This is a genomic window from Brevundimonas sp. 01N35, from assembly GCF_056399785.1.
This window is the reverse complement of record NZ_JBFTRZ010000008.1, coordinates 68,768-89,443: the sequence shown is the minus strand read 5'-3', so window position 1 is coordinate 89,443 and position 20,676 is coordinate 68,768. Positions and strand designations below refer to the sequence as shown.

The window sequence follows — 20,676 nt, the reverse complement described above, 5'->3', positions numbered from 1 at the left end:
TCAGGACTCGACGGAACGCCGAAAGCCGGGCCACAGTCGCGCCCTCGACTTTGATGCCGCACCGGAGACCCGCGATGACCCTGATCACCCGGCCCGAGGGCCTGAGCGCCGACCAGATCGCCCCCAGCCGCCGCAGCCTCGGCGTGGCCACGGCCGGCGGCCTGATGTTCGCCGCCTACGCCCCCGCGGCGTTGAGCCAAAGCGCCAGCCCGATCACCACCGACAGCGCCGGACTGGTCACGGCCACCGTCTCCTATCCCGCCCCCGACGGGTTCGAACTGCCGGCCTATGTGGCGCGGCCCGAGGGCGAAGGCCCCTTCCCCGTGGTCATCGTCGTGTCCGAGATCTTCGGCCTGCACCAATACATCCGCGACATCTGCCGCCGCCTGGCCAAGGCCGGCTACGCCGCCGTCGCCCCCGCCTTCTTCGTCCGCGTCGAGGACCCGGCCCCGCTCAGCGACATGACGCGTATCCAGCAGATCGTCGCCGCCGCCGGATACGAACAGGTCATGGGCGACATCGCCGCCACCCTGGACTGGCTCGGGCTGCAATCCTGGGCCAATGCGGGCAAGGTCGGGATCACTGGCTTCTGCTGGGGCGGCAAGGTGGTGTGGCAGGCCGCTGCCCGCTTCTCGGCCATCGACGCCGGCGTCGCCTGGTACGGCCGACTGGCCGCGGGGGCTGCGGCGACCGAGGCCCAGCAGACGGCGGGCCGCCCCTGGCCCGTCGATCTGGCCCGCGATCTCAAGGCCCCGGTGCTGGGTCTTTACGGCGGCCAGGACCAGGGCATCCCCCTGGCCAGCATCGAAGCCACGCGCGCCGCCCTGACCCATTCCGGCGCGCACGGCAGCGAGATCGTGGTCTATCCCGACGCCCCGCACGGCTTCCACGCCGATTATCGCGCCAGCTACCGCGAAGCCGACGCCAAGGACGGATGGCGGCGGTTGCTTGCCCTGTTCGATCAGCGGCTGAAACACTGACCTCCAACAGGAAACCGCTCATCCCGGCGGACGCCGGGATCCAGTGAGAGCCTCGCAAGCAGCCGGCTGATTGCACCCCGCCCGATGGCCACGGACATGGCGGCGGCCAAAGGATTGGACCCCGGCGTCCGCCGGGGCGAGCGGGAGATGGGTGGCAAACAAAAGAAAAGGGCCCGGCGCGTCTGCTCCAGGCCCTTTCCTATTCTCGATGGACCGAAACTTACGCCTTGGCGTCGAAATTCCCGCCGGTCGTCCCGGCTTCCGAATAGGCGCCGCCGCTCGCAGGACCCGAGCCCTTGGCCGCGACCACCACCATGGCGGCGCGCACGGTGCGGCCGAACAGGGCGTAGCCCGTTTGCAGGGTCTGGATCACCGTGCCGCCCGGCACCGTGTCCGAGGGCTGTTCCATCACGGCCTGATGCAGGTGGGGATCAAAGGCCTCGCCCGGCTCGGGCGCGACGCGTTTCAAGCCATTGGCCTCGAAGGCCGACAGCAGGGACTTCTGCGTCAGCTCCAGGCCCGTCACCATGGCGGCCGCGGCGCCCTCGGCTTCGGCGCCTTCCAGCACCTTGGGCGCCGACAGAAGACCGCGTTCCAGGGTGTCGGCCACGCTCAGCAGGTCCTTGGCGAAGCGCTGGATGGCGTAGGCGCGGGCGTCGTTGGCCTGGGTCTCGGCGCGGCGCTTGGTGTTCTCGGCGTCGGCCACGGCGCGCAGGGCGCGGTCCTTCCACTGGTCGCGCTCGGCGATCAGGGCGTCGACCACGGCCATGTCGCCGTCGTCAGCCGCTTCCGCCGCCGCATCGATTTCGGCCTCGCCGATATCCTGCTCGAGTTGGTCCCGGGTCTCGTCGTTGATGTCGTTCACGTCTCTTGTCCGTCCAGAATCCGGCCCAGCACCCGGGCGGTATAGTCCACCAACGGTATGACACGGGCATAGTTCAGTCTTGCAGGGCCTATGACGCCGATGGCGCCCAGCATCCGCTGCCGACCCGTCATATAGGGCGCTGCGATCACGGCGGAACCCGAAAGGGAAAACAACCGCGTTTCGGCGCCGATGAAGATGCGCACGCCCTGGGCCGCGCCGACCCCGTCGAGCAGGCCGATCAGCTGTTCCTTCTGCTCCAGGTCGTCGAACAGGATGCGGACCCGCTCCAGATCCTCGACCGCCTGGGCGTCCTGCAACAGATTGGCGCGGCCGCGCACGATCAGGGACCGGTCGCGTTCGCCCCCGCCGGACCAGGCGGCCAGACCGTCCTCGACCAGGCGGGCGGCGGCGGCGTCCAGTTCGCGCCGGGCGGCGTCCAGTTCGACGCTCATCTCGGTGCGCGCCTCGGCCAGGGGCCGGCCCTTCAGCCGGGCGTTGAGGAAGTTGGAGGCCTCGGTCAGGGTCGAGGGCGTCACCCCCGCCGACAGAGGCATGAGCCGGTTCTCGATCGTGCCGTCGTCCCCGACCAGAACGGCCAGGGCCTGATCATGGCCCAGGGCGACGAACTCGACGTGCTTGACGCCCGCGTCGCGCACCGGACTGGCGACGATGCCCGCGCCCCCGGCCAGACCGGACAAAAGGTTGGTGGCGGCGTCCAGCGCCTCCTCGAAGTTCCGCCCCTTCCCGGCCAGACGGGCGTCGATCTCGCGCCGCTCGTCCTGGCCGATGTCGCCGACTTCCAAGAGGCCGTCGACGAACAGGCGCAAGCCCGCATGGGTCGGGATCCGTCCCGACGAGGTGTGGGGCGAGGCCAGCAGGCCCGCCAGGGTCAGATCCTGCATGGTGTTGCGGATCGAGGCGGGCGACAGGGCCAGCCCTCCGCGCGAAATGGTGCGCGACCCGACCGGCTCGCCCGTCTCCAGATAGGTCTCGACGATGCGGCGGAAGATGTCGCGCGCACGGGCGTCCAGCGTCCCCAGGCCGGCGGGGGCGCTTCCGAACGGAGACGGGTGGGGGGCATACAGGCTCACGCTTTCAGGATAAGCACGCGCTGCTCTGGTTCCAAGGAAATCTCATGCGCCCGTCCGAACGCACCCCCGAACAACTCCGCACCGTCACGCTCGAAACCGGCGTCAACCGCTATGCCGAAGGCTCCTGCCTGGTGTCGTTCGGCCACACCAAGGTTCTGGTCACCGCCTCGATCGAGGAAAAGGTGCCGGGCTGGATGCGCAACACCGGCCAGGGCTGGGTCACCGCCGAATACGGCATGCTGCCCCGCGCCACCCACACGCGCGGCCGTCGTGAAGCCGCCGCCGGCAAGCAGTCGGGCCGCACGCAGGAAATCCAGCGGCTGATCGGCCGCAGCTTGCGCGCCGTGGTCGATCTCAAGGCCCTGGGCGAGCGTCAGGTGCTGATCGACTGCGACGTCATCCAGGCCGACGGCGGCACCCGCACCGCCTCGATCACCGGCGCCTGGGTGGCCATGGCCTCGGCCCTGAACTACCTCAAGGACGAGGGCGTGCTGAAGACCGATCCCATCATCGATCAGGTCGCGGCCGTGTCGTGCGGCATCTTCAACGACCTGCCGGTGCTCGACCTCGACTATGAGGAAGACTCCACCGCCGAGGCCGATTCCAACTTCGTCCTGACCGGCGCCGGCGGCATCGTCGAAATCCAGGCCACGGGTGAGAAGCGCGGCTTCTCGCGCCCCGAGTTCGACCGCCTGTTCGAACTGGCCGAGATCGGCTGCGCCGACCTGTTCGCCCTGCAACGCGCCGCCCTGGGACGCTAAAAGACAAGGCTAGGCCGCGAGGGCCGATCGGGGCATTCTGGGGTCTTCCGCGAACGGAGACCCCGCCCCATGCCGCCCATGATGCGCCCCGCCCTCGCCGCCTCTTTCCTCGCCCTGTCGGTCGTTCTGGCCGGTTGCGGCCAGCCGAAGCCTGCGCCCGCCGAGGCGCCGCCCGCAGCGGTCGACACCAGGCTGTCGCAAGAACCGATCGACGCCGTGCCGATCAAGGCCGAGCCAGCGCCTGCGCCCGTGGCGCCGCCCAAGCCCAAGCCTGAACCCGTCGTCTCCGAACCCGCCGCGTCCGTCGTCACGCCTGTCGGGGAGCCCGGCTCCTGCCTGGCCGAAATCGGCGAGGCCCGCTCGAAACGCCTGGTCGAGCGCTGCATCAAGGTCAGCCCGGCGACGCACCCGCCGTGCAACAGCGCCAATCCCTGCGCGATGATCCAGGACGAGATCGACCGCGCCTGCGCCATGTACGGTCCGGACGAGACGAAGCCGAAGGAATGCGCGGTGTAAGCACCGCCATTAACCGCTCATCCCGGCGGACGCCGGGATCCAGTGCTTTGGCTAGAAGCTCGAGGTTGAATAAAGCGCTGTTTTTAACGAGGCGTCTGCGGCTCTTACTGGATCCCGGCGTCCGCCGGGATGAACGGGAATATTGGGCCTCCTGCCAAGAAAAAAGGCCCCGCTGTTTCCAGCGGGGCCTTCATCATTTCAGCCGTGAGGCCGTGGCTTAGTCGCGACGGCGACGGCCACGATCGCCGCCGTTGCGGTCGCCTTCACGCTTCGGACGGCCGCCGGTGTCGTCCGACAGGGCCGGCTCACCGCGTTCAGCGCGCTCGGCGTTGATCTTGTCGGTGATGTCCTCGCCGGTTTCCTGATCGACGACCTTCATCGACAGCTTGGTCTTGCCGCGATCGTCGAAGCCCAGGAACTTGACCTTGACCTCTTGGCCTTCCGACAGGACGTCGGCCGGGTTGGCGACGCGTTCCAGAGCGATCTGGGACACGTGGACCAGGCCGTCCTTGGCGCCGAAGAAGTTCACGAAGGCGCCGAAGTCGACGACCTTCACGACCTTGCCGGAGTAGATCATGCCCAGTTCCGGTTCCGAGGCGATGGACTGAATCCAGGCCTTGGCGGCGTCGATCTTCTCCTGGTCGTTGGCGGCGACCTTGATGGTGCCGTCATCGCCGATGTCGATCTTGGCGCCGGTCTTCTCGACGATCTCGCGGATCACCTTGCCGCCCGAACCGATCACTTCACGGATCTTGTCGACCGGGATCTTGATGGTTTCGATCTTGGGAGCGTGCTCGCCCAGTTCGGCGCGCGGGGCGTCCATGGCCTTGGACATTTCGTCCAGGATGTGGAGGCGACCGGCCGAAGCCTGCGTCAGGGCCTGCTTCATGATCTCCTCGGTGATGCCGGGGACCTTGATGTCCATCTGCAGCGAGGTGATGCCTTCCGACGTGCCCGCGACCTTGAAGTCCATGTCGCCCAGGTGATCTTCGTCACCCAGGATGTCGGACAGGATGGCGAACTCGCCCGACGGCTCCAGGATCAGACCCATGGCGATGCCCGAGACCGGACGGATCAGCGGCACGCCGGCGTCCATCAGAGCCAGCGACGAACCGCAGACGGTTGCCATCGAGGACGAGCCGTTGGACTCGGTGATCTCCGACACCAGACGGATGGTGTAGGGGAAGTCTTCCTTGGTCGGCAGCATCGGACGGATCGCGCGCCAGGCCAGCTTGCCGTGACCGATTTCGCGACGGCCGGGCGAACCCATGCGGCCGGCTTCACCCACCGAATAGGGGGGGAAGTTGTAGTGCAGCAGGAAGGATTCCTTGTACGTGCCCGACAGGCTGTCGATGTACTGCTCGTCCTCGCCGGTGCCGAGGGTGGCGACGACCAGGGCCTGGGTTTCGCCGCGCGTGAACAGCGACGAACCGTGGGTGCGCGGCAGGACGCCGACTTCCGAGACGATGGCGCGGACCTTGTCGAGGGCGCGGCCGTCGACGCGGTGGGCGTTCTCGATGATGTCGCGACGCAGAACGTCGGCTTCGCATTCCTTGAAGGCGGCCGAGAACTTGGACGAGTCAACGCCCTCGGGCTTCTCGTCGCTCTTCACCAGGGCGGCGGCAGCGGTCTTCTTGGCCGCGTCGACGCCGGCGCGGCGCTCATACTTGCCCGGGTGGGTGTAGGCGGCCTTGATGTCTTCGCCGACCAGCGACTTGATCGAGGCGACCACGTCCGAGTGATCCTCGGCGTGGAAGTCGAAGGGCTCCTTGGCGGCATGTTCGGCCAGTTCGATGATGGCGTCGATCACCGGCTGCATGCCGGCGTGAGCGAACATCAGCGCCTTCAGCATGGTGTCTTCCGAAAGCTCCTTGGCTTCGGATTCGACCATCATCAGGGCGTCTTGCGTACCGGCGACGACCAGGTCGAGCGTCGATTCACCCATGGCGTCGATGGCGGGGTTCAGGACCAGCTCGCCGTCGATCATGCCGACGCGCGCGGCGCCGATCGGACCCATGAAGGGAACGCCCGAGATGGTCAGGGCAGCCGAGGCGGCGACCAGGCCGACGATGTCCGGGTCGTTCTCCATGTCGTGCTGCAGCACGGTGACGACGACTTGCGTCTCGTTCTTGAAGCCCTTGACGAACAGGGGGCGGATCGGACGGTCGATCAGGCGCGAGACCAGGGTCTCTTTTTCCGACGGACGGCCTTCACGCTTGAAGTAGCCGCCCGGGATCTTGCCGGCGGCGAACGTCTTCTCTTGGTAGTTGACGGTCAGCGGGAAGAAATCCAGGCCCGGCTTGGGCTGGCGGCCATAGACGACGGTGGCCAGAACCACGGTCTCGCCGTAGGTCGCCAGCACGGCGCCGTCAGCTTGACGGGCGATGCGGCCGGTTTCCAGCGTCAGCGGGCGGCCGGCCCACTCGATCGTCTTGCGTTTGATGTCGAACATTTTTCTTCTTTCAAAGCCCGGCGGGCGTATTCCCGGCGGGGGTGGAGCGGCAGGCTTTATCGTCCCACGGTTCCCGATGAACCCGGCGGCGCTTCGCGGCCGGGCGGGTGGAGTAAGGACCGGATTCATGGCCCTCGCGTCTGCGCCGATTGAAGACCTGCGGCGCGCAGGAAGCTCGTTTGTCTGAGCGTTTTCCAAAGCAAACCGAGTCCGCTTCAAGAAAAGCTCTAGGTGCGGAACGAGGCGCGGACGTGTCCGCCCGCGCCTCGAAAATGGTTTCCGCTACTGGTCGGCCGCCTTAGCGACGCAGGCCCAGCTTGGCGATCAGAGCGACATAGCGCTCGCGATCGGTCTTGATCAGGTGGTCAAGAAGACGACGACGCTGCGAAACCATCTTGAGCAGGCCGCGGCGCGAGTGGTTGTCTTTCTTGTGGGTCTTGAAGTGGTCGGTCAGGTTGGCGATGCGTTCCGAAAGGATCGCGACCTGGACCTCGGCCGAACCGGTGTCGCCGGACGAACGAGCGTTGTCAGCAATGACCTCGCCCTTGCGTTGAGCAGTGATCGACATCGTAGATCTCCATGTTGGAGCCCGGTCGCGCCGCCAGAAGCAAACGCTAGGGGAGATTGAAAACGCGGTCGGGTTCTAGCCGTCCGGCCCGCATCGAACAGAGCGCGACCAGCGTGTCTCCCGCGAAAGCCGACACCGTGCGCGAACCGGCTGGAAGCCGGCTCTTCAAGGTTTCAACCTGACGGGGGAGCAGAACGATCGGCCGACCCTGCCTCAGCGAGAAGGCGTCCTGTTCCGTAACGGCCAGCTCCGGGATGTCGTCCAGGGCGGTCGAAACGGGCAGCAAGCCTTCCAAGGCGGCGCCCTTATGCGCCAGATCGGCGAGAAAATCCAGAGTGACGGCGTTCTCCGCGGTGAACGGCCCTACCCGCTCGCGGCGCAGGGCCGAAACATGCCCCTCGGCGCCCAGCATGACGGCCAGGTCGCGGGCCAGCGACCGGACATAGACGCCCTTGCCGGTCCGCATTCTGATTTCGACGTGATCGCCGTCCGGGGCGTCGGTCACCGCCGCCTCATGGATCGTCACCTTGCGGGCGGCCAGCTCGAACTCGGCGCCGTCCCGGGCCAGGTCATAGGCGCGCTCGCCGTTGACACGGATGGCCGAGAACTGGGGCGGGACCTGATCGATCTCGCCCACGAAGGCCGGCAGGGCCGCCTTCACCGCCTCGACCGAGGGGCGCACGTCCGAACGGGCGATGATCTCGCCCTCGCGGTCGATGCTGTCGGTGGAGATGCCCCAGTGGATGGTGAAGCGATAGACCTTCTCGGCGTCCATCATGAAGGGCACCGTCTTGGTCGCCTCGCCCAGGGCGATGGGCAGGACGCCCGAGGCCAGGGGATCCAGCGTCCCGGCGTGGCCCGCCTTCTGGGCGTCGAACAGGCGCCGGACCTTGGTCACCGCCTCGGTCGACCCCATCTCGAAAGGCTTGTCGAGGCAGACCCAGCCGTTGACGATCTCGCCCTTCTTGCGCCGCGCCATCAGGACTGACCTTCGTCGTCGCCTTCCGAACGCTCTAGGTCGGCCCGCACGCGCGGGTCATCCATCAGCCGCTCCATGTAGCTGGCCGCGTCGAAGCTCTCGTCGTGGCGGAACTTCAGGTCCGGCGTGTATTTCATGTCGATGTGGCGACCCAGTTGGCCGCGCAGGAATTTTGCGTGGGTGTTCAACGCCTTGATGATCACGGACTCCTGGCCCGCCGTCTCGGCGCTCTCGACGCCGGCGCCCAGAGGCTCGACGAAACAGGTGGCGTGCCTCAGGTCCGGCGACAGCCGCACCTCGGTCACGGTGAGCGACACGCCCAGCAGGGCCTCATCGTGGATCGTCTGTTCGCGCAGGACGTCGACCAGGGCGTGACGGATCAGTTCGCCGGCGCGCAGCTGGCGCTGCGACGGCCCCTGAGGACCGGTGGCGTTACGGGTGTGCTGTTTGCGGCTCATGGCGCGCCTCCCTTGTCGCTCGCCGGGGATCGGACGCCGGCTGAAAAAGCGAAGGGCCGGGGTCTAGTCGCGGACGGGCTTCAAGTCCAGCTTGACCGCGCCAGCTTGGCCGCGCCAGTTTTTCCGCGCCAGTGTTTCCGCACGGGCCGCCGTCCGCATCACCTCGTCCGAGGTCACGGCGCGGAATGGTCGGATCGGCAGCCCCGCCGCCGACAGCAGGTCCGCCGTCCAGTGATTGCACAGGTGGCCGACCCAGAAGGTCTCACGGCTCTTGAAGAAGGCCTCGTCGCCGAACCGCGCGGCCAGCACGGGCCGCCCCGCCGCATCGGTCTCCAGCGAGGCCTGCACCCGAGCCCGCAACGCCGCCATCCCCGCCTGAGACAGGGTCAGGACCTGACGATCCCTGGCGCGGAAACGCCGCGCGGGATCCTGCGCCTGCGGGGCCAGCATGACCACGGAAGGGTTGTGCGGCCTAAAGAAGGCGCGCGCGCCGTCGGCCAGACGCCCCTGGATCGGGCTTTGATCGACATAGAAGGTCGCGTCGCCCCAGCCGATCAGAACCCAGTCGCCGGGTTCCAGGCTCGCCGTCGCCTCGGCCAGCGCTCCGCCCCCGTCGATCAGCGCCGCGCGCGGCACGGCCAGGTCGGTGTGGAAGCCGTTATCCAGCAGATAGACGGTCACGCCCGCTTCTTTGGGCGAGGCCGGATAGAGGGCGGGATCGCCGGGCCGCGTCAGGGTCCACAGGGCCGCGATCAGACCGATCAGGGCCGCAAGAAGGAACCGGCCCGGCATCCCGATCTCAGTTCGGACCGTAGGCCACAGGCGCGTCCTTGGCCGGACCGGCGCCGGCCTGCGTCGCCCATTCGCCGCGATAGTCGTAGTTCAGCTCGACGCAGTGACGGTACTGGCCATCGCTCCAGCGGCCCACGGCGTGCATGGTCATGGGCCGCCCGGCCCGGACCCGACCGATCACCACCCAGCTTTCGTCAGCGCCGGGACACAGGGCCCGGGCCAGGCCGCGGCCGTCGCCTTCCTGGACGATGGCATAGACGCCGCTCTCGCTGGCGCCCGCCGGCAGGGCGCGGCGCACCGCGTCGGGGCCGCCGGGCGTGAAACGGGCCGAACCGCGCGAGGTGCTGGAAAACAGGTTGCGCACCGCAGTCGCGCCGAACAGGCCGCGCTCGACCTCCAGCGTCACGCCGCGCGTCAGGGCCTGGGTCGTGCGGTCGCGTGCGTCGAAGGCCAGGAAGCGGGTGTCGGCGGCCGCGGCGCCGGCCAGGACGCTCGCGCCCGACGCGACCAGGATCAGAGACAGGATGTGGCGGCGCATGGCGATCCTTCGATGAACGCCCCCTGGCGCCAGGCGGACTCTAGAGCCGACCAGGCCCGAGGTGAAGTCGTCCCGCTGTCACGCCCAAGACAAAGGGCGCGGCCCCTTTCGAGACCGCGCCCTGATGCCTTCGTCGAGTTCAGGCGTCCTAGTCGAGGGTGCGCTTGACCGCTTCGACCGTGAAGCACTCGATGTAGTCGCCTTCCTTGATGTCCTGGAAGCCCTGGAACTGCATGCCGCATTCCTGGCCGGAGGGCACTTCGTTGACCTCGTCCTTGAAGCGTTTGAGCGTGTTGAGGACGCCCAGTTCCAGAACCACGACATCGTCGCGGATGATGCGGACACGCGCGCCCTTGCGGACCACGCCTTCCGACACCCGGCAGCCGGCGATCTTGCCGACCTTGGTGATGTCGAAGACCTGCAGCACCTTGGCGTTGCCGAGGAAGGTTTCGCGCTGGAGCGGCGCCAGCATGCCCGAGAGCACGCCCTTAATGTCGTCCAGCAGGTCGTAGATGATCGAATAGTAGCGGATCTCGACGCCTTCACGGTCGGCCAGATCCCGCGCCTGTTTCGAAGCGCGAACGTTGAAGCCGAGGATCGGCGCGCCGGCCGACTTGGCCAGGTTGACGTCGCTCTCGGTGATGCCGCCGGCGCCCGAATAGATGGTGCGCGCGCGGACCTCGTCGTTGCCCATCTTGTCCAGCGAGCCGACGATGGCTTCGGCGGAACCCTGAACGTCGGCCTTGATGAGGACCGGCAGTTCCGAGACCTTCTTGGACTGCAGCTTCGACATCATGTCGACCAGCGAGGCCGAGCCGCCCGAGACCTGGGTCTTCTCGCGGCGCGCACGCTCGCGGTATTCGGTCAGTTCGCGGGCGCGGGCCTCGCTCTCCACCACGGCGAAGACGTCGCCCGGCGAAGGCGCTTCCGACAGGCCGAGGATTTCGACCGGGACGGAGGGACCGGCTTCGGTCAGTTGAGCATTGCGTTCGTCCAGCAGGGCGCGCGCCTTGCCCCAGGCGGAGCCGGCCACGACGATGTCGCCGCGCTTCAGCGTGCCGCGCTTGACCAGGACGGTGGCGACCGGGCCGCGGCCCTTGTCCAGCTGGGCCTCGATGACCACGCCTTCGGCCGAACGGTCCGGGTTGGCCCGCAGGTCCATCATCTCGGCCTGAACCAGGATGGCTTCGATCAGGCCGTCGAGGTTGGTGCGGTTCTTGGCCGACACCTCGATGATCTGCGTTTCGCCGCCCAGGCTTTCCGCGATGACTTCATACTGCAGCAGTTCGTTGACCACCTTCAGCGAGTTGGCGTCCGGCTTGTCGATCTTGTTGACGGCCACGATCAGCGGCGCGCCGGCGGCGCGGGCGTGCTGGATGGCTTCGATCGTCTGCGGCATGACGCCGTCGTCGGCGGCCACGACCAGCACCACGATGTCGGTGACGTTGGCGCCGCGCGCCCGCATCGCCGAGAAGGCGGCGTGGCCCGGGGTGTCGAGGAAGGTGACCCGCTGGCCGTCTTCCAGACGCACCTGATAGGCGCCGATGTGCTGGGTGATGCCGCCGGCTTCGCCGCCGGCCACGTCCGTGGTGCGCAGCGCGTCCAGCAGCGAGGTCTTGCCGTGGTCGACGTGGCCCATGATGGCCACGACCGGGGCGCGGACCATGGTCGCGTCCTCGTCGTCGGCCTCGGCGATGAAGCCTTCTTCGACGTCGGATTCCGAGACGCGCTTGACGGCCATGCCGTATTCCTCGGCCACCAGTTCGGCGGTGTCGGAATCGATCACGTCGTTGATCTTCATCATCATGCCCTGACGCATCAGGAATTTGATGATGTCGACGCCGCGGATGGCCATCCGGTTGGACAGCTCCTGCACGGTGATGACGTCAGGGATGACGACTTCGCGCGGCCGGTTCGGCGCATCGGTCGAGCCGCCCTTGCGCTTTTCCTTCTCGCGTTCGCGGGCGCGGCGGACCGAGGCCAGCGAGCGCATCCGCTCGGCGGTGTCGCCGTCGCCGGCGACCGACTGGATGGTCAGACGGCCTTCGCGGCGCTTGGGCTCGCCGCGGGTGCGGCTGACGGCCTTGCCGGGACCGGCGTCCGAGAAACGCTTGTCGCGATCGTCTTCGCGGCCGACCGGGCGGCCGAAGCCGGCGCCGGGAGCGCGGCTGGGACGCGCCACTTCAGGCGTGGCCGGAGGCTGGTTCGGGGCCGGACGGCCGCCGGGGCCGGTGCGGGCTGCGCCCGGACGGGCCGCGCCGGGCGCCGGTTTCGGGTTCAGCGCCGAATAGCGGACGGTCTGGCTGGCGGCCGGACGGGCGCCTTGCGGACGATCACCCTGGGGGCGGCCGCCTTGCGGGCGATCCGAAGCCTGGGGCCGGTCGGACTGCGGCCGTTCGCCTTCGCCCATGGCCTGTTCGCGGGCCGAGCGGCCGCCGAAGGCGGGGCGCTCGATCGGCGCGCGGCCGGTCGGGATCTTGGGCGTGCGCTGGCCGAAATTGACCACCGGACGCGCGGGCGGCGCCGGGCGAGCCGGAGCGGCCGGCGTCGGAGCCGCGGCGACCGGGGTCGGCGCGGGCGCCGGCGCCGGAACGATGGGCTTGGGCAGCTCGACCTTGGGCGCGGCCGGCTTGGCCGAGGCGGCTGTCGGCTTGGCCGGCGCGGCGGTCGGGGCAGCGGCCGTCAGCTTGGCGGCTTCGGCGCGGGCCGCGTCGGCAGCCGCCTTGGCGGCGGCGGCTTCGGCGCGAGCGGTCTCCGCAGCCTTGTCGGCGGCGGCGGCCTGATCGCGTTGCGCGGCTTCCCGGGCGGCCTTCTCGGCGACGGCGACGCGTTCGCGTTCAGCCTGAGCCTGAGTGGCCATGGCGATGGCGCGGCGACGCGCCTCCTGTTCCTCGACCGACAGGGCGCCGCCGGCGGGACCGCCGCGAGGCGCGTTGGATCGAGGCGCATTGGAGCCGCCCTGATCGGCGCGCGGACGTGAAACATCGAAGCCCTGCGGACGCTGATGTCCGGGGACCGCGCCGGCGCGGCGCTTCGTCTCGACGACCACGGTCTTGGAGCGGCCATGGCTGAAGCTCTGCTTCACGGTGCCGGTCGAGACCGATCCCGCCACGCGCGGCTTCAGGCTCAGCGGAGCGCGCGGCCCCGTTTGAGAAGGCGCGTTGGCAGGGGTCTTGCCGTCTTCGGTCTTGTCGTTTTCGTCGCTCATCCGGTCGCTTTACTCGGGGCGGAGAATTCCGCCGTCGTCTCGTCAAACACCCACAGCCGGGCGTGGTCCCGCTTCCTGGTCAGGAAACAGGGCCTCGTCCGCCAAAAGCCTCAGGCTCTCGTTCCGGGGTCTCGCCCCGGTCGTCCTCGGCGCCGTCGCCGGGACCAACCCGGCGCCAGCTCTCTGGACGCAGAGGCCGAAATCCCGCCAGTCGCTCGACCTCTACGGTCCAGCGATCGGCTCGCCCGCCTTTCAGCAGGACGGCGTGTATCGCATTTTCCAGCCCAAGGGCCAAACTCAAATCGTCCGCCGTGAAAGCGCCGCAGATTTTGGGCGCCGGGGACGGGTGTTTCGCAAGGGCCAGAAGTTTGCCTCGGCCGTCGGCGGCGCCGTCCGCCGCCTCCACGACCCAAGCCGCCCGCCCGCCACGGATGGCGGCGGCGCTCTTTTCGAAGCCAGAGATAAGCACGCCTTCGCGCCGGGCAAGGCCCAGTTGGTCGAGACAGCGCCGAACCAGCAGCTTCTCGACCAGGTCGGCCAGGTCGGACGCCGGTTTCAGCGGCGCCTTGGCCGAGCGGGCGAACAGGTTCTTCTTCACCGCCGTCTCGATCGAGGCGCGGTCGGCGGCGACCCAGAGGCCGCGGCCGGGCAGTTTTCGAGCGAGGTCGGGGGCCACCGAGCCGTCCGGCGCCGGCACGAAGCGGATCAGGCGAGATTCATCGAGAACCTGGCGTGTCACCAGGTCCTGACGGTCTCTATCGATCAGCGCCTCGTTCGGGTCCATGGACAGCTGCGGCTCCCATCACGCGTCTTGGGTCGGCTCGAGGTCTTCGTCGAAGACCTCCGCATCGACGTCAACGGTTACGACCAGCTCTTCGTCGCCGTCTTCGCCAGCTTCAGCGAAGATTTCTTCCTCGAACTCGACTTCCGGCTCGGGCTGCTGCGGCAGTTCCGAAGCGTCGATCCAGCCGGCCGCCACGCGGGCGTGGAGGATCAGCAGTTCAGCGGCTTCCTGCGACAGGCTGAAGCTTTCCAGAACGCCCGGCAGTTTCACCCGCTCGCCGTTCTTGACCTCATAGCCGCCGCGGATTTCGTCGGTGGCCAGGTCGGCCAGGTCTTCAACCGTCTTCACGCCGCCTTCGCCTAGGGCGACGGCGATGGCGCCGGTGACGCCCGGAACGGCCAGGACGTCGTCCTCGACGCCCAGAGCCACGCGCTTGGCGTCCAGTTCGGCGGCCTTGCGGTCCAGGAACTCACGGGCGCGGGTCTGCAGTTCTTCGGCGGTGTCCTCGTCGAAGCCTTCGATCTCGGAGACTTCATAGGCGTCGACGAAGGCCAGATCCTCGACCGTGGCGAAGCCTTCGGTGACCAGCAGCTGGGCGATGGTCTCGTCGACGTCCAGGGCTTCCTGGAACAGGGCGGTCCGCTCGGCGAACTCCTTCTGACGACGCTCGCTATCCTGAGACTCGGTGATGATGTCGATCTGCCAGCCGGTCAGCTGCGAGGCCAGGCGCACGTTCTGGCCGCGACGGCCGATGGCCAGCGACAGTTGCTCGTCCGGCACCACGACTTCGACGCGGTCGGCGTCTTCGTCCATGACCACCTTGGCCACTTCAGCCGGGGCCAGGGCGTTGACGATGAAGGTGGGCTCGTCGTCGTTCCACTGGATGATGTCGATCTTCTCGCCCTGCAGTTCGGCGACGACCGCCTGAACGCGCGAGCCACGCATGCCGACGCAGGCGCCGACGGGGTCGATCGAGCTGTCGTTCGACAGGACAGCCATCTTGGCGCGCGAACCGGCGTCGCGGGCGGCGGCGCGGATCTCGATCACGCCGTCATAGACTTCCGGCACTTCCTGGGCGAACAGCTTGGCCATGAAGCCCGGGTGGGCGCGGCTCAGCATGACCTGCGGGCCCTTGGCCTCGGGACGGACGTCGTAGATGTAGGTGCGGACGCGGTCGCCGACGTTGAACACTTCGCGCGGGATGGACTGATCGCGGCGCATGATGCCTTCGCCACGGCCCAGATCGACGATGGTGTTGCCGTATTCGACGCGCTTGACCGTGCCGTTGACGATCTCGCCGACGCGATCCTTGAACTCTTCGTACTGGTTGGCGCGCTCGGCCTCGCGGACCTTGCCGGTCACGACCTGGCGGGCCATCTGGGTCTGGACGCGGCCGAACTCGAACGGCGGCAGGGTCTCGACGTATTCCTTGCCGACCACGGCTTCCGGGTCGCGCTTGGAAGCGTCGGTCAGGCGCACCATGGCGCTGTCGTTGAACTCTTCCAGCTCGTCTTCCGGCTGCCAGTCGTCCTCGACGATGGTGACGTGGCGGGTCAGCGCCAACTCGCCGGTCTTGTGGTCGATCTTGGCGCGGATGTCGTGATGAGCGCCGTAACGCGACTTGGCGCCCTTCTGGATCGCCTCCTCGATCGCCTCGATGACGACTTCCTTGTCGATGTTCTTCTCACGCGCGACGGCGTCGGCGATCGAGAGCAGTTCGAGACGGTTGGCGGAAATACCGGTGACGGCCATCAGGCTTTGTCCTTGGTCGAGGTCGTGGTGTTGGTCGTGTCGTCAGTTTCAGCCTCGCCTTCCGGCAGGCCGTCGTCTTCGGGTTCGCCGCGCGCCGCGCGCAGGGCCGCGCCCCGCTTCAGCAGTTCGTCGGTCAGCACCAGCTTGGCGTCCGAAACCCATTCGAAGGGGATCAGGGCGGTGTCTTCCTCGCCGTCCAGATCAATGGCGACGTTGTCGCCCTCGGTCCCGGCCAGGATGCCCTTGAAGCGTTTGCGGCCCTCGACCATCCGGTCGGTCTCGAGGCGGGCCTCGAAGCCTTCGAACAGTTGGAAGTCCAGCAGGCGGGTCAGCGGCCGGTCGATGCCGGGCGACGACACCTCCAGCAGATATTCGCCGGTGATCGGGTCGGCGGCGTCGAACACTTCCGACACGGCGCGCGACAGGCGGGCGCATTCCTCGACCGAGATGTCGTTGTCGGTCACGCGCTCGGCCATGATCTGCAGGCGGCGACGCAGGGTGCCGCCCATCAGGCGCACGCGCACGACGGCCAGCCCCAGGCTCTCGGCCACGGGGTCGATCATCTCCAGCAGGGCGCGGTCTTCAGCGGTCTTGGCGCGCAAAGGATCAATCCAGAAAACAAAAGCGGCGGTCCGTCCGGGCCGCCGCTTGAAACGACGCCGTTGGACGCCGGTCTAACGATGTGAGCCGTCATATAGGCGAAAGCAGGAGCCGTGTCAGCCCCCGCTTTCGCCCTGCTTGGTTATGAGTCCGTCGGGACGAGGGCCAGACGCCCCAGATAGTCGCGCTTGCTCAGGTCGACGCCCGCCTGACGCAACAGAGCGTAAGCGGTCGTGACGTGGAAATAGAAGTTGGGCAGGGCGAAGCTGGTCAGATAGCCGGCCCCGTCGAACGACAGGTCGACGCCGGGGAAGATCAGACGCACCGGGCGCGTCTCGGCGCCGTCGAAAGCGGCGCGCTCGACCCCGGCGATGAAGGCGCGCGAGGCGGCGATGCGCGCCTGCATCTGATCGAAGGTCGCGTCATCGCCCGCGATAGCTGGAACCTCGACGCCCGCCAGCCGGGCGACGCAGCCCCGGGCCGAGAAGGTCGCCATGTCGATTTGGGCCGACAGAGGCTTCATGTCCGGCGCCAGCCGCGCCTCGATCAGGGCCGCCTCGTCCAGCCCCGAGGCCGCCGCCTTCTCCAGAATGGCCGACAGGCTGTCGAGCCCGCGCAGGAACATCGGCACGGCGGCGTCATAGAGGCTGAAGGTCATGGTCGGCTCCGGGATCAGGTCGCCGCCATATGGCTAGGCCTGGCGCTGGAACTCAAGGAAGATCGGCGTGGTGTCGCCCAGCTTCTTTTCTTCGTAACGGGTGACGACGTGGTCGGCGGGAACCGCGAACCAGTCGGCGCCCTCGGCTTCGACCCGCGTCAGGCCCGGCGTGCGCGCCAGCCGCTCCAGCGCCCATTCGGCATAGTCCAGCCAGTCGGTGACGAAGCGCACCCGGCCGCCGGGCTTGAGCAGACGAGCGATCTCGACCGCCGTCTCGTCCTGCAACAGGCGGCGCTTGTTGTGGCGCACCTTGTGCCAGGGATCGGGGAACAGGATCATGACCCGATCCAGCGAAGCGTCCGGCAGGGCCGCCATCACCGCGCGGGCGTCGTCGGCGTGCAGGCGGACGTTCTTCAGACCGCCCTCCTCCACATGGCGCAGGGCCGAGGCCACGCCGTTCAGGAAGGGCTCGCAGCCGATCATCAGCGCTTCGGGATGACGCCCGGCCTGCTCGGCCAGATGCTCGCCGCCGCCGAAGCCGATTTCGAGCCAGACTTCCTTCGCGTCCGGCATCAGAGCCAGCGGGTCGATCGGCCCCTTGGACGGGTCCGGCACGGCGATCTGCGGCATCAGGGTGTCGAACAGGGCCGCCTGCTTCGCCTTGATCGGCCGCGACTTGATGCGTCCGAACGAGCGCAGCGGGCCATGGGCCTGGGCCCACTCGGGGCGGTCCTTGTCAAAGGGGGCCTGATCGAAGGCGGGGGCGTCGGTCTCGTCGGTCATGGCGCGCGCTCTAGCCGTTTACGCCCGAAGGCGCAAAGTCGTTCAACCCCAGGGCCCGCGCGGCGAAGTCGGCGTCGACGGCGTGGTCGGCACGCTGGTCGAGGGCCGCGCCATGGCGACAGGCGCGCCAGCCGCGGGGCGCCGGCTCATGCCCATCGTCGCGCCCAGCTCCATCAGGGCGCGGACCCGGTTGCCCGTGGCCGGATGGGTCGAGAACAGGCTGTCGGCGCCCTTCCCGTTCAGCGGGTTGATGATGAACATATGGGCCGTGGCCGGATTGCGCTCTGCGGGTGCGTTCACCGCGCCGCGCGCATAGGCCTCGATCTTCTGCAGGGCCGAGGCCAGGGCGTGGGGATCCTTGGCGATCTCGGCGCCGACCCGGTCGGCCTCATATTCGCGCGAACGGCTGATGGCCATCTGCACCAGGCCCGCCGCCATCGGGGCCAGCAACATCAGGGCGATCGCGCCGATCATCCCGCCGGGCCGCTCGCGGTCGTCGCCGCCGCCGAAGAAGAGGGCGAAGTTGGCCAGCATGGCGATAGCGCCGGCCACCGTGGCCGTCACCGTCATGGTCAGGGTGTCGCGGTTCTTCACATGGGCCAGTTCGTGGGCCATCACCCCGCGCACCTCCTCGCGCGTCAGCATGTCCAGCAGGCCGCTGGTCGCGGCGACGGCGGCGTTCTGGGGGTTGCGGCCGGTGGCGAAGGCGTTGGGCTGGTCGTTGGGGATAATGGTGATGGTCGGCTGCGGCAGGCCGGCGTCGCGGGCCATCTGTTTGACGTCGGCGACATAGGCGCGGACCACGGCGTTCGGGTGGGTCTCGTCCACCACCTGAGCCCGGTACATCTTCAGCACGATCTTGTCGGCGTTCCAGTAGCTGAACAGGTTCATCGCCCCCGCCACGGCCAGGGCGACGACCATGCCGGTCGCGCCGCCGATCAGATAGCCGATCCCCATGAACAGGGCGGTCATCACGGCCAGCAGGGCGAAGGTCTTGAGATGGTTCATACCGGTCCGGCGTCGTCAGGGGGTGGCGTCAAAGGCCTGAACGTCTATTTGAGGCCCTGTATCCGCGCCCTCAAGGCAGACCCCCTGTGACCGAACAGCCCACCTCCCCCACCGCCAATGACGCCGAAGAAACGGCCGTCTTCAACGCCGACGTGCCCCACGCCACGCCGGAGCGGCCTTTGAGCGAAGCCGCGCGCCGCGCCCTGCTGGAAGCGGCCGAACGTCGCAAGGCGGGCGAAGAGGTCGTTCTCGCAGACGAACACGGCGGTCCGCGCGGCCCCGAGCCGACCCGTTACGGCGACTGGGAGAAGAAGGGCCTGGCCGTCGACTTCTAGGCGAAGTCGGCGCCCGCCGCTCGCGTAACGAGAGAATATTGAACGCTCCGGCCCAAACCGCATTAACCTTTGCGGCTGAAACAAGGAGCGTGGCCATGAGGGCTGTTCTGTATATCGCTGTCGGCGCCGCCCTGCTCGCCGCCGGAACCGCCGAGGCCCAGCAGCGCCCTGTCCGCCACAACGCCGCCTCCGGCCACGCGCGACAAGTCCATGTCGAGCGCGGGCCCATGGCCGAGAGCCGGGTCCAGACCTGGTACAGCGACACCGGCTGGCAGGGCGGCTTCGGCCCGGCCGAGGCCTATGGCTACGGATATGACGGCGCCGGCTATCGTCCGCCCGTCGTCGCCGTCCCCGCGCAGGCGCCGATCCGTCACGGCGGCTACAGCGGCGCCACCCGTTCCATGCCGTTCGGCTATCCGGTCGACGGGTACGGCCGCTATCCGTGGTCGCGCGGCGGCTACGGCCAGGGGCGATATCCGCAACCGGTCTACGCCTCCCAGACGCCCATCTATGTGGAATCGCCGCCGATCTATATTCAGCCGACCCCGGTCTATGTCGAACCGCCGCGCGTCCATGTCGCCCCGCCGGAAGTGCATTTCGAGCAGGGCTATTTCGCCATGCCCGACGCGCCTCCCCCGCCGCCGCATCACCGATCGCCGACGGAGCGCCCCTACACCCCCCACCCCCAGGAACCGGGCGAGCGAGGCTGATCAAGGAAAAGGGCGGCCCCTGCGAAGGGGGCGCCCTTTTGTTTCACGTGGATCAATGGGTTGAGCGCGCTCAGATGAGCGCGATCTCTGCCGAGATCGGACGTCTCTAGATGAGCGCGATCTCTGCCGAGATCGCCTGGGCCGCCGCGCGCGGATCGGCCGAGGCCGTGATCGGACGGCCGACGACCAGATGGGTCGCGCCGGATTGCAGAGCGCTGGCCGGGGTCGCCGCCCGCGCCTGATCGTCCAGGGCCGCCCCCGTGGGCCGCACGCCCGGCGTCACGATCAGGAAGTCGTCGCGTCCCGCCGCCAGGGCGATCTCGCGCACGCGGGCCGCCTCATGCGGGCTGGAGACGACGCCGTGGATGCCCGCGTCCAGCGCCTGACGCACCCGCAGTTCCACCAGATCGGCGGCCGACAGGCTGTGATCGTCCGCCCCCAGATCCTCCTCGGTCAGGCTGGTCAGGACGGTGACGCCCAGAATCTTCAGGTCCGAGCCCGCCGCCCCGCGCGCCGCCGCCGCCATCACCTGGGGCCGGGCGTGGACGGTCAGCAGGTCGCAGCCCGCGCCCGCCAGCACCGCCGTGGCCTTCTCCACCGTCGCGCCTATGTCGTGCAGCTTCCAGTCCAGGAAGACCTGACGCCCCGCCGCCTTCAGCTCGCGCGCCAGCCCCATGCCGTCCGAGGCGAACAGCTGCAGCCCGACCTTGTAGAAGCCGACCGCGTCGCCGATCCGTTCGACCAGGGCCCGCGCCTCGTCGGTCGTCGGCACGTCCAGAGCGCAGATGACGCGGGGATCAAACGGGCGGTTGGGGCGGTCTTCGGACATTTCCGGCTC

21 protein-coding genes are annotated in these 20,676 nt (G+C 68.4%); 5 read left to right on the top strand and 16 right to left on the bottom strand.

Annotation, left to right across the window (positions count from 1 at the left end; all coding sequences use genetic code 11):
- The first annotated feature begins 74 nt into the window (after window positions 1-74).
- Window positions 75-980 (top strand): dienelactone hydrolase family protein, encoded by a 906-nt coding sequence (locus AC1DJ5_RS10125; protein WP_477020501.1) that lies wholly within the window; start codon window positions 75-77, stop codon window positions 978-980.
- A 220-nt stretch (window positions 981-1,200) separates the two neighbouring features.
- Here AC1DJ5_RS10125 and grpE read toward each other — a convergent pair whose 3' ends face one another.
- The gene (gene grpE, locus AC1DJ5_RS10120) at window positions 1,201-1,800 is read right to left on the bottom strand and encodes a nucleotide exchange factor GrpE (protein ID WP_477020554.1); all 600 of its coding nucleotides are present in this window, start codon (window positions 1,798-1,800) and stop codon (window positions 1,201-1,203) included.
- 41 nt (window positions 1,801-1,841) lie between these two features.
- Entirely contained in the window at window positions 1,842-2,930 is a 1,089-nt protein-coding gene (gene hrcA / locus AC1DJ5_RS10115) for a heat-inducible transcriptional repressor HrcA (protein WP_477020553.1), read from the bottom strand.
- 50 nt (window positions 2,931-2,980) lie between these two features.
- Here hrcA and rph point away from each other — a divergent pair, with 50 nt between their 5' ends.
- Window positions 2,981-3,697, top strand: coding sequence for a ribonuclease PH (gene rph / locus AC1DJ5_RS10110; RefSeq protein ID WP_441455098.1), 717 nt, complete (start codon window positions 2,981-2,983; stop codon window positions 3,695-3,697).
- 69 nt (window positions 3,698-3,766) lie between these two features.
- A complete protein-coding gene (locus AC1DJ5_RS10105; RefSeq protein WP_477020500.1) occupies window positions 3,767-4,213 on the top strand; it encodes a hypothetical protein in 447 nt (148 codons plus the stop codon).
- 217 nt (window positions 4,214-4,430) lie between these two features.
- On the opposite strand, the gene pnp is transcribed toward AC1DJ5_RS10105, so the two are convergent.
- The 13 genes from pnp to htpX all read right to left on the bottom strand — a co-directional run bounded on the left by pnp (window position 4,431) and on the right by htpX (window position 18,793).
- Window positions 4,431-6,665 (bottom strand): polyribonucleotide nucleotidyltransferase, encoded by a 2,235-nt coding sequence (pnp, locus tag AC1DJ5_RS10100; RefSeq protein ID WP_477020499.1) that lies wholly within the window; start codon window positions 6,663-6,665, stop codon window positions 4,431-4,433.
- Window positions 6,666-6,963: 298 nt separating this feature from the next.
- Complete coding sequence (gene rpsO / locus AC1DJ5_RS10095; protein ID WP_441455101.1) at window positions 6,964-7,233, bottom strand: 30S ribosomal protein S15; 270 nt, start codon at window positions 7,231-7,233, stop codon at window positions 6,964-6,966.
- A 46-nt stretch (window positions 7,234-7,279) separates the two neighbouring features.
- Window positions 7,280-8,212: a tRNA pseudouridine(55) synthase TruB gene (gene truB, locus AC1DJ5_RS10090; RefSeq protein ID WP_477020498.1), complete on the bottom strand. Its 933-nt coding sequence runs from the start codon at window positions 8,210-8,212 to the stop codon at window positions 7,280-7,282.
- The gene (gene rbfA, locus AC1DJ5_RS10085; protein ID WP_477020497.1) at window positions 8,212-8,670 is read right to left on the bottom strand and encodes a 30S ribosome-binding factor RbfA; all 459 of its coding nucleotides are present in this window, start codon (window positions 8,668-8,670) and stop codon (window positions 8,212-8,214) included. The genes truB and rbfA overlap by 1 nt, the downstream gene beginning before the upstream one ends.
- A gap of 63 nt (window positions 8,671-8,733) precedes the next feature.
- Window positions 8,734-9,462, bottom strand: coding sequence for a DUF2459 domain-containing protein (locus AC1DJ5_RS10080; RefSeq protein WP_477020496.1), 729 nt, complete (start codon window positions 9,460-9,462; stop codon window positions 8,734-8,736).
- Between the two features lie 7 nt (window positions 9,463-9,469).
- On the bottom strand, window positions 9,470-10,000 hold the full coding sequence (locus AC1DJ5_RS10075) for a hypothetical protein (protein WP_477020495.1): 531 nt from the start codon (window positions 9,998-10,000) through the stop codon (window positions 9,470-9,472).
- A 148-nt stretch (window positions 10,001-10,148) separates the two neighbouring features.
- A complete protein-coding gene (gene infB, locus AC1DJ5_RS10070; RefSeq protein WP_477020494.1) occupies window positions 10,149-13,208 on the bottom strand; it encodes a translation initiation factor IF-2 in 3,060 nt (1,019 codons plus the stop codon).
- Between the two features lie 79 nt (window positions 13,209-13,287).
- A complete protein-coding gene (locus tag AC1DJ5_RS10065) occupies window positions 13,288-13,992 on the bottom strand; it encodes an RNA-binding protein (protein WP_477020493.1) in 705 nt (234 codons plus the stop codon).
- Window positions 13,993-14,010: 18 nt separating this feature from the next.
- On the bottom strand, window positions 14,011-15,744 hold the full coding sequence (gene nusA / locus AC1DJ5_RS10060; protein WP_477020492.1) for a transcription termination factor NusA: 1,734 nt from the start codon (window positions 15,742-15,744) through the stop codon (window positions 14,011-14,013).
- Window positions 15,744-16,346 carry a ribosome maturation factor RimP gene (gene rimP, locus AC1DJ5_RS10055; RefSeq protein ID WP_477020491.1) on the bottom strand — a complete coding sequence of 201 codons (603 nt, stop codon included), beginning with the start codon at window positions 16,344-16,346 and terminating at the stop codon, window positions 15,744-15,746. Before rimP ends, nusA begins: the two co-directional genes overlap by 1 nt.
- 140 nt (window positions 16,347-16,486) lie before the next feature.
- Window positions 16,487-17,002, bottom strand: a complete 516-nt coding sequence (locus AC1DJ5_RS10050; protein ID WP_477020490.1) for a DUF1993 domain-containing protein — start codon at window positions 17,000-17,002, stop codon at window positions 16,487-16,489.
- A 33-nt stretch (window positions 17,003-17,035) separates the two neighbouring features.
- On the bottom strand, window positions 17,036-17,785 hold the full coding sequence (gene trmB / locus AC1DJ5_RS10045) for a tRNA (guanosine(46)-N7)-methyltransferase TrmB (RefSeq protein WP_477020489.1): 750 nt from the start codon (window positions 17,783-17,785) through the stop codon (window positions 17,036-17,038).
- A 42-nt stretch (window positions 17,786-17,827) separates the two neighbouring features.
- Complete coding sequence (gene htpX, locus AC1DJ5_RS10040; RefSeq protein ID WP_477020488.1) at window positions 17,828-18,793, bottom strand: zinc metalloprotease HtpX; 966 nt, start codon at window positions 18,791-18,793, stop codon at window positions 17,828-17,830.
- Between the two features lie 86 nt (window positions 18,794-18,879).
- Here htpX and AC1DJ5_RS10035 point away from each other — a divergent pair, with 86 nt between their 5' ends.
- Window positions 18,880-19,128: a DUF1674 domain-containing protein gene (locus tag AC1DJ5_RS10035; protein WP_441455113.1), complete on the top strand. Its 249-nt coding sequence runs from the start codon at window positions 18,880-18,882 to the stop codon at window positions 19,126-19,128.
- Between the two features lie 95 nt (window positions 19,129-19,223).
- Window positions 19,224-19,838, top strand: a complete 615-nt coding sequence (locus AC1DJ5_RS10030) for a hypothetical protein (protein WP_477020487.1) — start codon at window positions 19,224-19,226, stop codon at window positions 19,836-19,838.
- Between the two features lie 106 nt (window positions 19,839-19,944).
- Here the strand turns inward: AC1DJ5_RS10030 and pyrF are convergent, their stop codons facing one another.
- Window positions 19,945-20,667, bottom strand: coding sequence for an orotidine-5'-phosphate decarboxylase (gene pyrF, locus AC1DJ5_RS10025; protein WP_477020486.1), 723 nt, complete (start codon window positions 20,665-20,667; stop codon window positions 19,945-19,947).
- Window positions 20,668-20,676 lie beyond the last annotated feature (9 nt).

Excerpts from the sequence above, each read along its gene's own strand:
- rph (WP_441455098.1), top strand. The coding sequence starts at position 2,981 with ATGCGCCCGTCCGAACGCACCCCCGAACAACTCCGCACCGTCACGCTC.
- AC1DJ5_RS10105 (WP_477020500.1), top strand. The coding sequence starts at position 3,767 with ATGCCGCCCATGATGCGCCCCGCCCTCGCCGCCTCTTTCCTCGCCCTG.
- trmB (WP_477020489.1), bottom strand. The coding sequence starts at position 17,785 with ATGACCGACGAGACCGACGCCCCCGCCTTCGATCAGGCCCCCTTTGAC.
- truB (WP_477020498.1), bottom strand. The coding sequence starts at position 8,212 with ATGGCGCGGCGCAAGAAGGGCGAGATCGTCAACGGCTGGGTCTGCCTC.
- infB (WP_477020494.1), bottom strand. The coding sequence starts at position 13,208 with ATGAGCGACGAAAACGACAAGACCGAAGACGGCAAGACCCCTGCCAAC.
- rpsO (WP_441455101.1), bottom strand. The coding sequence starts at position 7,233 with ATGTCGATCACTGCTCAACGCAAGGGCGAGGTCATTGCTGACAACGCT.
- pyrF (WP_477020486.1), bottom strand. The coding sequence starts at position 20,667 with ATGTCCGAAGACCGCCCCAACCGCCCGTTTGATCCCCGCGTCATCTGC.
- pnp (WP_477020499.1), bottom strand. The coding sequence starts at position 6,665 with ATGTTCGACATCAAACGCAAGACGATCGAGTGGGCCGGCCGCCCGCTG.
- AC1DJ5_RS10030 (WP_477020487.1), top strand. The coding sequence starts at position 19,224 with ATGAGGGCTGTTCTGTATATCGCTGTCGGCGCCGCCCTGCTCGCCGCC.
- AC1DJ5_RS10125 (WP_477020501.1), top strand. The coding sequence starts at position 75 with ATGACCCTGATCACCCGGCCCGAGGGCCTGAGCGCCGACCAGATCGCC.
- AC1DJ5_RS10075 (WP_477020495.1), bottom strand. The coding sequence starts at position 10,000 with ATGCGCCGCCACATCCTGTCTCTGATCCTGGTCGCGTCGGGCGCGAGC.
- AC1DJ5_RS10050 (WP_477020490.1), bottom strand. The coding sequence starts at position 17,002 with ATGACCTTCAGCCTCTATGACGCCGCCGTGCCGATGTTCCTGCGCGGG.
- htpX (WP_477020488.1), bottom strand. The coding sequence starts at position 18,793 with ATGAACCATCTCAAGACCTTCGCCCTGCTGGCCGTGATGACCGCCCTG.
- AC1DJ5_RS10065 (WP_477020493.1), bottom strand. The coding sequence starts at position 13,992 with ATGGACCCGAACGAGGCGCTGATCGATAGAGACCGTCAGGACCTGGTG.
- rbfA (WP_477020497.1), bottom strand. The coding sequence starts at position 8,670 with ATGAGCCGCAAACAGCACACCCGTAACGCCACCGGTCCTCAGGGGCCG.
- nusA (WP_477020492.1), bottom strand. The coding sequence starts at position 15,744 with ATGGCCGTCACCGGTATTTCCGCCAACCGTCTCGAACTGCTCTCGATC.
- AC1DJ5_RS10080 (WP_477020496.1), bottom strand. The coding sequence starts at position 9,462 with ATGCCGGGCCGGTTCCTTCTTGCGGCCCTGATCGGTCTGATCGCGGCC.